Origin of the sequence: Methylobacterium sp. WL1 (assembly GCF_008000895.1) — a bacterium.
Taxonomy (GTDB): Bacteria; Pseudomonadota; Alphaproteobacteria; order Rhizobiales; family Beijerinckiaceae; genus Methylobacterium.
In genome coordinates, this window is the sequence record NZ_CP042823.1 from 1,816,901 (window position 1) to 1,829,199 (window position 12,299).

Here is a 12,299-nt window from a genome sequence, read left to right on the forward strand (position 1 = left end):
GCTGCCTCCGTTCCAGTACACCGCCGCCATGGGCGCGCGGCATGATCGAACGCGCCGACGCGCGCGGACGGGCAGGATGTTGAGACCGACATGAGGCCGACGGAGACGTTCATCGACCTGATCCGGACGGTCAATCGCGACAACGCTTCGGAGGTCCTCGAGCGGCTGCACACGCTCGTGCCGGTCGACGATCAGGCCGGCCTCACCACGATACGACGGCATCTCGAGGCGCTCGCGTTCCGGCTCGAGGGCGACGACCAGCTCGGCGCCGCCGCCGACACCTACGATCTGATCGGCTCGCTGGTCCCGCACGAGCGCGAGCGCTGGGCTTTGGCCGCCGTCACCGCGCGCCTGCGCGACCTCTGCGGGCACGCTCGCTACGCGGAGGCCACGGCCCGCGTCCAGAGCCTGCGCGAGAGCGGCGACCCCGCCGCCATCCGCGACGGTGTCGCGACCTTGCTCCGGCTCGGTTGGGTGGCCGAGTGCCGGGGGGAGCCGGAAGCCTGCGCGCAGAGCTATCGGCTGGCCTACGAGCTGAACGGCGGTGACGACGGCATCACGACGGCGGACGGCTTTGCCGTGAGCACCAAGGTCAAGAACCTGCGCCGGCTGCAGCTCGATGCCCTGCTCCCGGATCGGCGTTACGCGGACGCGATCGCGCTGCACGAGCAGACCCGTCACGTTTATTCGGCCGGGCCCTTCTCCGCCTACGACATCACCACGGCCAAGGCGCTCGCGGCGAGCGAGGGCGCCGCGTACACGGAGCTGCGGCCGGCGCGCAGGATCGCGCCTCCCGAACTCCGCTTCTTCGAGCCGCCCCCGGCCCTGCTGTCCGAGCGGGGCGAACTCGAAATGCCGTCCCAGTACCTCGCCTTTCTGAAGGAAGCCCGCGCGTTCCCGCGCAGCAACGTGGTCATCGCCGGCGACAAGCTCGTCTACGATCTGGCCGCGCATCCGCGCCGCCCGGACATCCTGCTGCAGGACGGGCTCAATCCGGACCAGATCATGATGGCCGCGTTCGGCGATACGCGCGCCCTCGTGGAAGTGCCCGAGGATCCGCACGTGGTCGAGGCCGGACTGATGATGTTCGGCCTCCAGAGCCGGAACTACGGGCATTGGTTCTGCGAGTACGTCCCGCGGATGCTCTGCTACAACGATCCGCGCTGCCCGGACGGGATCCCGCTGTGCATCGACGACCACATGCCCGGCTCGCACGAGGAGATCCTGCGCCTGCTCGATACGCGCGACCGGCCCGTGATCAAGCTGCCGCCCAAGCCCGTCGAATTCGGGCTCCTCGGGATGGCGCCCCCGCCGGCGTTCTTCCCGTTCGAGATGAAGCCCGGGCGGCCGGTCTACGACGCGGTCTGGCCGGCTGATATCTTCGCGGCGGTGCGCGAGCGGATCCTCGAGAGCGCGCGTGAGCGCGGGGTCCTGTCGGACCGGACCGATCGGCGCCTGTTCATCTCGCGCAAGGCCTTCACCCAGCGGGCGCTGCTGAACGAGGCCGAGATCGCCGAGCGCCTGCGTCCCCTCGGCTTCGAGGTGATCTACCCGGAGACGATGTCGTTCCTCGAACAGGTCGACGCGTTCCACTCGGCCGCCCTGGTGGTCGGCTCGTCGAGTTCGGCCCTGAGCAACGCCCTGTTCTGCCGGCCCGGCTGCCGGATCCTCGGCCTCATCCACGAGGAGCTGGCCTTCAACTTCCGGGGCTATACCAGCTACATCGAGGTCGGGGGCGCGCGGATCCTGTTCCTGCGCGGCCGGACCCTCCACCGCCCGGGCGTGCACGCCTTCCACGTGAGCTACACCGTCGACCCGGGGAAGGTCGCCGCCGCGGTAGCCGCCTTGGAGAACGAGGTCGCGTCCGGCACGCCCGCCGGCTTCACGCTCTCGGACCCAGACAGCCATGCCATCCGCGTGCCGGATGACGGCGTGCTTCAGTCGCCGGCCCGCGGGGAGCCCGCGCGGGTGGATCCCGCGCGCCAGGCACACATCACAACCCTGGCGGCCGGTCCGCACGCGAGCCCGGACCAGGGCTTGTGCGCCCTGGAGGCGGTGGCCTACCTCGCTGGGGAACGCCATTCCGATCAGCCCGCCTGCGCCTCGCCCAGCCTCGCCGCCTTCGTCCGGACCTGGAGCGATGGCCTGCCGCAGGCGGAGCGCGACAGCCTGATCCTCCCGCTGGTCCCGAGTCTCGTCGGCACGCGTGGCTCGGAGGCCTTGGAGCGCCGGCGCATCGCGATGGTCGCCGATTGGCTCGTGCGCAGCCACGTGCCGGCTTGGTTCCGCCTGGCCAAGCTGAACGTCGAGGCGGACGAGCTGGCCGACCTGGCCGAACTCACCGACGTCGCCGATCTCACCTCCCTGTGCGATCACCTGAAGCGTGCGCGCAAGCGGGCCGCGGTCGCCAATCTCACCCTGCGGCAGACCGGCTCCGCGGTCCGGGCCGCGGCCTGGGATGCCACCCAGCAGGCCGCCTGGATCACCGTCCGGGACGCCTTGGAGGAGGCCGGGCCGCCGATCCTCGCTGCCGGCTGGGATGCGGCCTATGCGGCCGCCTACGCGGCGACCCGGGCCTACGGGAAGGCGCCGCTGGAGCCGACGCGTCGTGCGCTGGAGCAATCCGCCCTCGCCCTGGTCGAGCGTCTGATCGAAGCGCGAGACTCGGACTCGGCCGGGCCCGAGGCGCCGGCAGCCCCGGCATCGATGCACCTAAGCGCCGAACTCCGACCATGAGCGGCGGCCAAGGATTTGACGGGGCGCCTATCGATCCAACCGGAGCCAGCGCTTCGGCCCTCGCGGGGGCCCGCTGCCTCGTGCTGGGCGGCGCCGGCTTCCTGGGCCTGAACCTGTGTAACCGCCTCGCGCAAGCCGGCGCCGAGGTCACCTGCTTCAGCCGCAGCCACCCGCAAGCCGAGGTCCTCGACCGGCGCGTCGCCCGGGTGACCGGACAGTTCTCCGACCGGCTCGCCATCGCCAACGCGGTTGAGCGTCAGGACATCGTCTTCCACCTGATCGCCGGATCGATCCCCGAGAGCTCGAATCGCGACCCGTCCGCGGAGCTCGCGGCCGCGCCGATCGCCACCCTGCACCTGCTCGAGATTTGCCGCTCGGCCCGGATCAAGAAGGTCGTGTTCGCGTCTTCCGGTGGGGCGATCTACGGGATCCCGCACGCTATCCCGATTCCGGAACATGCGCCGACCGACCCGATCTCAGCCTACGGCATCAGCAAGCTGATGATCGAGAAGTCCTTGCATCTGTACCGGCATCTCCATGGGATCGATTATCAGATCCTGCGGATCGCCAATCCGTATGGCCGGTTCCAGCTCGGCAACAGGCACCAGGGCTTGATCGGGAGCTACATCCACCGCGTGCTCGCGGACCTGCCGCTGGAGGTCTGGGGCACCGGCGAGGTCGTGCGCGACTTCCTGCACATCGACGATGTCAGCGATGCCTTCCTGGCCGCCATCCCGTATGACGGGCCGCACAAAGTGATGAATGTCGGCAGCGGTGCGGGCCTGAGCGTCAACCAGATCATCGCCGAACTGGAGCGGGCCTTCGGGCGCGAGCGCCTGCCCTGCGTGTACAAGCCGAGCCGCGCGGCCGACGTGCCGGCCAACGTGCTCGACACCACGCTGATTCGGTCCGAACTCGGCTGGCGGCCCCGGGTCGCCCTGCGCGACGGGCTCACCGGTACGATCGACTGGATGCGGGCCCATCTGGCGGAGGCGCGCGGGGACGGCGCGCTGTCGAACCCGGCCCGCTGAGGCCGTCAAAGCCCGAGAGTCGCCGTGCTCGGCGGCACAGCCGATCGTCGCCCGGCCAGGTATTTCGCGCTCCGCCCCGGAGCGGCCATGTTTCTCGCCGACAGGGCAGCTCTCCGATCCGCGAGGAGACCGCATGTCCTTCCTGCACGATCTGCCCATTGCCGACCTGATCGCCAATTACGGCTACATCGCCATCTTCGTCATCATCACCCTGGAGAGCGCCGGCCTGCCGCTGCCGGGCGAGACGGTCCTGCTTACCTCGGCGGCCTATGCCGGCAGCACCGGCAACCTGAGCATCGCCCTCGTGGTGGCGATCGCCGCGACCGCCGCGATCCTCGGCGACAATGCCGGCTACTGGGTCGGCCGCCGCTGGGGTCTGCCCCTTCTTCTGCGCAAGGGCCACATGATCGGCCTCGACCACGGCCGGCTCAAGCTCGGCCAGTACCTGTTCCGCCGGCACGGCGGGAAGATCGTGTTCTTCGGCCGCTTCACCGCGATGCTGCGCGCCTACGCGGCGGTCCTCGCCGGCGTGAACAAGCTTGATGCCCGCCGCTTCATGTTCTTCAACGCCGTCGGCGGCGTCGCCTGGGCCTCGATCATGGGCTTCGGCGCGTATCTGTGCGGTCGCTCCATCGAGAACGTCATGGGGCCCGTGGGCCTCGCGCTCCTGGCCTTCGTGCTGCTGGGCGCCGTAGCCCTATGGATGTTCATGCGCCGCCACGAGGCGCGCCTGATGGTCGACGCCGAGGCCGCGATCCCCGGCCCGCTGGTCGCGGGCTCGGTCGCGCCGCAGGCGGTCGCGGGGTAGGCAAAGCCACTCCCGGTCCGCGCGTAGCCACCCGACGCCAGGCTGCGCCCGGCGTTCTCTTCGCAGAGGATGCGCCGGCGCCACCCTGCGCCGGAGGCGCGGTGAGCCTCGGCAGATCGTCGTACAGGCTGAAGCGCCCAAGGTTGACCGACTCCGGTGCCGATCGTATCACCCCGCCTCACGCGGCGTGCGGTCCGATCGCGCCTCTGATCCGGCCATTCCGCCGCATGATCCCATGCACGCATTCAGGACGTCGTGACTGAGACGGAGCCGACCTTGAGCGAGGACGTGGACGCGCTGCGGGCCGAGCTCGCCGAGACGCAGGCGAGGCTCAAGGACGCGCAGGGCGAGATGGCCCGGCTGGTGCGTCTGGCCGAGGCCGATCTCCAGCGCCGGCGGCCCGGCGAGCCATCGAGCGTCGTCGCCTCCTCGGTGCGCCGGCCCCCCGCCAAGGAGGTCGCGGCCCGGATCGCCAAGTTCGTGCATCTCTACCGGGAGGCCGCCGCGGCGAGCCCCGATCGGGCGCCGGTCGTCCCCGAGCAGACCATGCTCGACTGGCTCGAGACCTCCGGGCTGTTCGACCGGCACTTCTACCTGTCCTGCAACGACGACGTCGCGAATGCCGGCGCCGATCCGACGCGGCATTATTACAACCACGGCTCCGAGGAAGGGCGCCTTCCCGGCACCCTCTGAGGGGCCGGTCGAAGGACGTGGTCCCGAGCGTTCGAGGAATCTGATCGATGCAGGACGGTGCAGGAGACGCCGCGCCGGGTGCGAGCACGGCGACGCCCGCCCTGGAGCCGTGGCAGGACGATTTCTCGACGATCTATCGCAGCGGCCGGTTCGACCACATCTGGTACGCGGCGCGCTATCCCGATGTCGGCCTGACCGACCTCTCGCCGCTGGAGCACTACGTCAAATACGGCGCCCGGCTCGGGCGACAGCCGCGGGCCGACTTCACCGCCGAGCCCGACGAGAGCTTCGACGGCACCTTCGTCAATCCGTTCGCGGCCTGGATCCGCGCGCGCGCTGAGGCCGAGCCGGTGCCGGAATGGAACCGGCCGGTCGTGTCGGTCCTGTGCATCACCTACAACCAAGCCCGGTTCATCCGGCAGACCCTCGACAGCATCCTCGGCCAGGTCACGGATTTCCCGTTCGAGCTCCTGGTCGGCGACGACCGGTCGAGCGACGGCACCGCTGAGATCATCGCGGAGTATGCTGCGCGCCATCCCAACCTCGTGGCGGTGCTGCGATCTGAGAATCTCGGGCCGAACAAGAATTTCGCCGACCTCACGGCCCGCGCCCGCGGCGAGTACGTCGCGATCTGCGAGGGCGACGATTACTGGACCGATTCGAGCAAGCTCCAGCGCCAGGTCGAATTCCTGCGGACGAACCCGGAATTCACCCTGTGCTTCCACCCGGTGCGCGTCCTCTACGAGGACATGCCGGGCGTCGAGGAGATCTATCCGAAGCATTCGAGCCCGCAGCCGTCGCTGTCGGACCTCGTCGCGCACAACTTCGTCCAGACCAACAGCGTGCTCTATCGCTGGCGCTACCACGGCGAAGAGCCGTTCCGGCTCGACGAGGGCATCGCCCCGGGGGATTGGTACGTTCACCTGATGCATGCCGAGGTCGGCCGCATCGGCTTCCTGCCCCAGGTCATGGCGGTTTACCGCAAGCACGCGGCCGGGATGTGGGCGACCTACGCCACCGAACTCGCTCGGCACAAGAAGCTCGGCAATTCCGAGATCGCGTTCTTCCGGGCGCTCCGCGGCCATTTCGGCGGCCGCTACGCCGCGGGCTACGAAGCCTCGCAGAAGGCGATCTTCCAGCGCCTGGCCGAGGCCTATCTCGACGAGGAGGATGTCCCGAGCCTGGGCGCCCTGATCGAGGCCAACCCCGACATCGCCCGGGCGGCCCTGCGCGACATGGGCCTCGACGCGCCCGACGAGCTCTCCGGCGATCCGGCAGCGCTGCGCGCCTGGCTCGAGGAACAGCTGACGGTCAGCGTGATCGTCACCGCCTACAACCATGCCGCCTACATCCGCCGCTGCCTCGACGGGGTTCTGGCCCAGCGCGGCCTGTTCAAGCTGCAGGTGGTGATCGGGGACGATTGCTCCACCGACGGGACGCCCGAGATCGTCGAATCCTACCGGGCGCGCGATCCGGAGCGGATCACCGTGCGGCCCCGGGCGAAAAACCTCGGCATGCTGCGCAACATGCAGGATTGCATCGCGGCTTGTACCGGCCGCTACATCGCCTTCTGCGAGGCCGACGATTACTGGCTGTCCGACCGCAAGATCGCGATGCAGCTGCGCATGCTGCGCAACGACCGCGCCCTCGATATGTGCTTCAACTGGGTCCTGCTGCACTACCCGGCGACCGGCTCCTACGTGCCGCACGACGAGCAGGGCCGCTACCCCACCGGCACGATCAGCTTCCCGGTGCTGGCCAACGCGCCCCTCACCGCCAACTTCTCGTGCTGCGTCTATCGCGCCGAGGCCCTGCGCCGGGTGCCGGAGGCGTATTACGAGAATGCGGCGGCGGCCGACTGGCTGATGAACCTCTACGTCGCCGACAAGGGCCGCATCGCGTTCCTGCGCGAGCTGCTGTCGGTCTACACGGTCCAGGAGAAGGGCCAGTGGTCGGGCCTGCCCGAGGACATCAGGAACGCCCGGATCGCCGAGTACCAGAAGCAGTTCGCGCAGATCTTCGGCGAGGGGCGCGGCTTCGAGAAATACGAGGTCGGCTGCACGATCGCCGAACTCGACGGCGAATTGCCGGATCCCTTCGCCCGGGCGAACCTTGAAACGCCCCCGGACCGGGTCTGGGCCGAGATCCAGGACGGGCAGGTGGTGCTGTCCGGCTGGGTGGTCTCGGCGAGCCGGGCCAAAGCGACGCTCGTCGCCGAGGTCGACGGTGAGATCCAGCGCCATCCCGTCGACGTGCACCGGCCCGACGTGATCGCGGCGGTGCTGGGCGACATGCCGACCACCATGGAGGAGGCGCGCTGCGGCTTCCGCCTCACCCTTCCTTACGCGCTCCACCTCGAAGTGCTGCTCTCGATCGAGGTCGAGCACGAGGTGTCGCCCTGGCTGTCGGTCATCTTCACGCACCGGGTGAAGCGGACCGACCGGCAGGGGTAAGGCGGCGGGCTACCGCCCACCGCCGAGCAGGCGGCGGACGCGGGCGAGGGGCGTGCGCGGCCGGTCGAGTACCCGCGTCACCTCGGCTGCCAACCGGGTGGCGACGATCTCGCGGGCCGGATCGTCGTAGTGGACGATGTCGTAGAAGGTCCCCTCCTCCCGATCGCGGAACAGTCCGCTGAGATCGAGCGCCGTGAAGGTGCTGCGATAGGGCCGTCGCGCCGCGAGTTCGGCCGTGAACGCCTCCAGCTTGGCGTACTGGCGGTCGAGATAGGCCAGGAACGCCCCCGAGGCGACGCCCCGCTCCACCGCGGTGAGGTGGCGCTTGCGCAGCACCGTCGGCTGCAGGACGCTCACGATCGGCACGGCGTGGTCGTGGGACAGCTTGGTCAGGCGGTGCGCGGCGAGCTGGTAATGGTGGACGATCGCGTCCTCCCAGCCGGGCGTCTGCCAGCCCACCTCCGCGCGCAGCCGCTTGAGCTCCTCGTAGATCAGCGTCACCAGGGCGTCATACGACAGGCCGTCCTCGCGCGCCCGGGGATCGTGGGTGTCGAAGAAGTGGTCGTAGAGCCGCTCGGTGATGAAGGCGTTGTACGGGTAGCCGGGCCGCGGATCGTAGGTCCAGGGCTGGAACAGGTCGGTGCTGCCGCTCATCACCACGATCGCGTCGGGCCGGTAGCCGACGAGCCGCGACCAGATCAGGTGGGTCATCTGCGTGAGGCAGCTCGACATCACGCCGAAATTGTAGACCCGCGCCGCGGCGAGCCCGTCCGCGCGCAGGATCCGCTCGAGGCGCCCCGGCAGGGTGTTGGCCAGCGTGCCGCCGTCGATGGTGGTCGAGTCTCCGACCACGAAGACCCGGGTCTCGCCCGGGGGCTTGTCCGCCGTGATGGCGGTGGCGTTGAGGAAGCCCTGGGCGTCGAACGGGACGCCGTAATGGCTCGCCCCCGGCTTGCCGGTGAACTGGATGTAGGGGCTCGGGTGGCGGGTGTTCGAGTCGAGATAACCGAAATGGTGCAGGAACTTGCGCCGGCGCGCGGCATCCTCGCTCTCGGGCGGCGCCCAGATCTGGTCGACGCCCGGCGCGGTGAGCGCGGCCAGCATCGCGGCCTGAAGCGCGGCGTTGCCGGCGGCGTTGAGGCTCACGCCGTCGTCGCTGAGATCGGGCCTGAGCGCCCCCGCGCCATTCGCCAGCACGGGATCGTGGTCGATGAAGCCGGCGCCGTATTCATGGACGTGGTCGCGCAGCCACGCGTTCACCTGTCCGATGAGTTCGAGGGGCCGCCCGGAAGCGGCGGGTGAGGCCGGGTCGACCGGCGGGATCGAGCCGACCCAGCTGCGCACGTAGAGGTCGCGGGTGTCGGCGAGCATCGCTCGGATGTCGGCCACGATGCTCTCCAGCGACACGCCCGGAGCGCCGGCCAGGATGTCGTCGCGGCCGCAGATCAGGTGCAGGCCCCGGGCGCCGTAGAGGGCGATCTCGGAGCGGAGCCGGCGCGCCATGTCCCGGGTCGTCTGGCCGGCGATCCCGCGCGGCACGGTCTGCGGGCCGGAGAAGGCCTGCGGCATCTGCGCCGTCCAGCCGGCCGTCACCGAATCGCCGAAGAACAGGATCGGCCCGAACGGAAAGAGCGGCCTGTCGCCGGCCGGCGCGCTCATGCGGTCGCCCTCGTCATGGGTGGCGTCATCGTCCGTGATGCGGGCTGTCGTCCGGCACGCCGGGTCAGCGGGCCGCGAAGATCTCGATCCCGTCGAGGTGCAGGATCTGCTCCTCGTCGAGATCGACCTTCAGGTAGCGGAACCGGGCATTGTCGAAGCGGAGATAGAGCGGCAGGCCGGGGTGCCAGTCAGCATCCACGGCGTCGAAGACCAGGCGATACGCGGCCTCGGTCTCGCCGAGCCACACCCGCATCATCTGGGCGCGCTCGCTGAGCTGCCCCCAGCGGTTGTAGAGCCGGATCTCCGAGACCCGCTCGACCGTGCCGAGGTCGAGCACGAACCAGGGCTTCGGCTCGAGCGCCGTGTGGAAGAAGAACGACGGGTCGCCGGTGGTCCGCTCGCCGTAGAGGCCGCTCGTCCCGGACCAGGGCGAGGCCGAGCTGGCCCGCCAGGTCTTGCCCAGCGCGATGTTCTCGGACGGCCGGACCGAGACCAGGGTGTCCATCTCCAGTTCGCCGACCAGCGTCTTGATCTTCTTCGAGGCCTCCCGCAGGGGCGGGATCTCCAAGTCGAGCTTGTAGATCAGGTTCGACAGGATGCTCTGGTCGAAGCGGTGGTCGATGAAGCCGTCGAAATCGGCTAAGCCCATCTGGTTGGGGATGTCGGTCACCACCCGTTCGTCGCCGGCGTAGCGCAGCCATTCGGCGACCAAGTGACGGGTCTCCGGGCCGACCATGAAGGCGATCCAGGTCGCCTGGATCTGGTCGGCGTTCCAGTAGCGCTCGGCGTCGCAGTCCATGAGCACGAAGCAGTCGCGCTTGGTCCAGACCCGCTGCGGCTTGCCGTGCAGCACGCCCACCGCGACCCGGCGCCCGGATTCGGCGAGCCAGGTCAGGAGCGGCGTGACCGGCGGCAGCGGATCGGCGTCGATCGCCTGCATGCCGGTATCGGTGAACACGATGAAGTCGCCGTCGCGGCTGTGCGCGAGCGCCTCGGCGATGATGTAGGGCTTCCAGGCCCAGTTCCCGGCGCCCCGGGACCGGTCGAGGATCGCCCTGTGCGCCGCGTAGAACGGCGTCCCGCGCAGCCGGTCGGGCGACCAGCTCTCGATCGTATCGAAATCCCCGGTGGCGGCGGCCGCGGCCACGAGGCGGCGCTGGCTCTCGACGTAGTGGTACTTCGCGGCGAAGCTGACCAGGGTCTTGCGGCGCGGGCGCAGGCGCCGCCGCTGCTGCATCAGGACCTCGGCCCGGTGCATCGGGAAGGCGTTGACCCGCAGGGCCTCCGAGGGCTGGACATCGCTGGCCAAATCGATCCTCCCGGGCGGCTGACCCAGCCGTCGATCGGCGCACCGGCAAGACCGGGATCCCAAGGGGCTTGAGCCCTTTGGCGGGGTTCGGGGGCGGAGCCCACGAGCATCGGGCGAAGCCCGACACCAGGGCTCCGCCCTGGACCCGCAAAAGGCCACGGACCTTTTGAATCCAGGATTCTTTTCGGTGCGCAGGACCGACTCAAGGTTTCTCGGGCGCTTGTCACCGAGTTTCCCGCCTTCGGCAAGGGCGGCGGTTCAGGCGTCGTCGAAGGCGAGATTCTCGATCGGGTAGTCGAGCATCAGCGCGCGCCGTTCCGGCGAATTATCCCATTCGCCGACCTTCGTGTAGCCGCCCGCCACGTCCAGCACCTCAACCACCGTGCCGATGGTCGGGATGCTCTTGAAGTGCTGCGGCCAGCCGGAGGCGAAGTAGAACACTTGCTCGACCCGGTCTGAGAGCTGGCAGACGCCGGGGCCGAAGGTGCCGAGCCCGAACACGAGGTAGCGCCCGTTCATCAGCGCCGCGACGTCGTCCGTCAGCGCGCCGCTCTGCGTCGAGAGCGGTACGCCGCGCGCCGCGATCCAGGCTTCCAACGCCGGGATCACCGGGTTGAGCCGGTTCTCGAACACCAACTTGATCGACGCGATCTTGCCCTCCCCCAGGAGCCGGTCGATCACCATCCGGTAGAAGGCGAGCGGCGGCTGCGGGTATTGCGGCGCCACCCAGGTGCCGAAGATGTCGCCCGAGCGGATATGGATCAGCAACGCGTCGTCGGGCTTCTCGGGGATCTGTGCCGGCAGCCGGTTGAACAGCGGCCGGATGGTGGTCCGCACGATCTCCCGGGTCTCCTCGGGGCCGAGCACGCCGGCCAGACGCTGGATCCCGAGATCGAAATACATCCCCGACAGGTAGGCCCCGTCCTCCGGCAGCGGCTCGGATCCGGGAATGAAGGTGATGCCGCCGAGCGTCACGGGTCCGGATAGGGCGATCACCGCACTGCGGTCGGCGGCGGGGAGCTTGATCGTCTTGAGGTTGAGGTTGCGGGCGATCCCGATCGCCAGCAGGCACTGGATCAGGCAATTGCCGAAGGCGCCGCACTCGTAGAGTGCGATGCCGACCAGCGCGTGCGACCGGGGCCGCTCGGCGCTGACGAGGCTGTAGGTGATGTAGGGCGTGGATCCCGGCCGCTCGCCGGCCATGTCGAACGACGCGCCCAAGACCTGCCGCAGGGCGATCAAGTCGAACGCGGCGCGCGCGCACCAGACCTGCACGGCCGGGAGGCCCGCCCCGGCCGGGAGCTTTGCGGTCACCCGGACGTGGCGCGCCCAGGTGCCCTCGCCGGGCTCGATCACCCGGGCCGCCGAGGCCCCCTCGCCCGCCTCGAGGGCGACCTCCGACCAGACCTCCCCGTCATCCGAGACGGCGAGATCCCGGAGTTCGCCGTCGCCCCCGACGGCGTGGATCGGGAAGCGCAGGCCGAGATCGACCTGCAGCCGGACGGTGCAGGCGGGATCGGGGCGTCGCGCCTCGGTATCCAGCCGATGCCACGGCTGTCCCGCCGCCAGGTCGATCAGATCGTCCGTCCCGCCGAGTGCCGCGCGCATCG

8 protein-coding genes are annotated in these 12,299 nt (G+C 69.6%); 5 read left to right on the forward strand and 3 right to left on the reverse strand.

Going from position 1 to position 12,299, the window contains the following annotated elements:
* Positions 1–90: 90 nt before the first annotated feature.
* The 5 genes from FVA80_RS09005 to FVA80_RS09030 all read left to right on the forward strand — a co-directional run bounded on the left by FVA80_RS09005 (position 91) and on the right by FVA80_RS09030 (position 7,721).
* On the forward strand, positions 91–2,736 hold the full coding sequence (locus FVA80_RS09005) for a glycosyltransferase family 61 protein (RefSeq protein WP_246692326.1): 2,646 nt from the start codon (positions 91–93) through the stop codon (positions 2,734–2,736).
* Positions 2,733–3,767, forward strand: coding sequence for an NAD-dependent epimerase/dehydratase family protein (locus FVA80_RS09015; RefSeq protein ID WP_147908171.1), 1,035 nt, complete (start codon positions 2,733–2,735; stop codon positions 3,765–3,767). Before FVA80_RS09005 ends, FVA80_RS09015 begins: the two co-directional genes overlap by 4 nt.
* A gap of 133 nt (positions 3,768–3,900) precedes the next feature.
* On the forward strand, positions 3,901–4,575 hold the full coding sequence (locus FVA80_RS09020) for a DedA family protein (protein WP_147908170.1): 675 nt from the start codon (positions 3,901–3,903) through the stop codon (positions 4,573–4,575).
* Between the two features lie 276 nt (positions 4,576–4,851).
* A complete protein-coding gene (locus tag FVA80_RS09025; RefSeq protein WP_147908169.1) occupies positions 4,852–5,268 on the forward strand; it encodes a hypothetical protein in 417 nt (138 codons plus the stop codon).
* A gap of 47 nt (positions 5,269–5,315) precedes the next feature.
* Positions 5,316–7,721 carry a glycosyltransferase gene (locus tag FVA80_RS09030; RefSeq protein ID WP_147908168.1) on the forward strand — a complete coding sequence of 802 codons (2,406 nt, stop codon included), beginning with the start codon at positions 5,316–5,318 and terminating at the stop codon, positions 7,719–7,721.
* Positions 7,722–7,730: 9 nt separating this feature from the next.
* Here the strand turns inward: FVA80_RS09030 and FVA80_RS09035 are convergent, their stop codons facing one another.
* The 3 genes from FVA80_RS09035 to FVA80_RS09045 all read right to left on the reverse strand — a co-directional run bounded on the left by FVA80_RS09035 (position 7,731) and on the right by FVA80_RS09045 (position 12,297).
* A complete protein-coding gene (locus FVA80_RS09035) occupies positions 7,731–9,380 on the reverse strand; it encodes an SGNH/GDSL hydrolase family protein (protein WP_147908167.1) in 1,650 nt (549 codons plus the stop codon).
* Positions 9,381–9,444: 64 nt separating this feature from the next.
* Complete coding sequence (locus FVA80_RS09040) at positions 9,445–10,689, reverse strand: discoidin domain-containing protein (protein ID WP_246692327.1); 1,245 nt, start codon at positions 10,687–10,689, stop codon at positions 9,445–9,447.
* A 258-nt stretch (positions 10,690–10,947) separates the two neighbouring features.
* Positions 10,948–12,297 (reverse strand): discoidin domain-containing protein, encoded by a 1,350-nt coding sequence (locus FVA80_RS09045; RefSeq protein WP_147908166.1) that lies wholly within the window; start codon positions 12,295–12,297, stop codon positions 10,948–10,950.
* Positions 12,298–12,299: the final 2 nt, after the last annotated feature.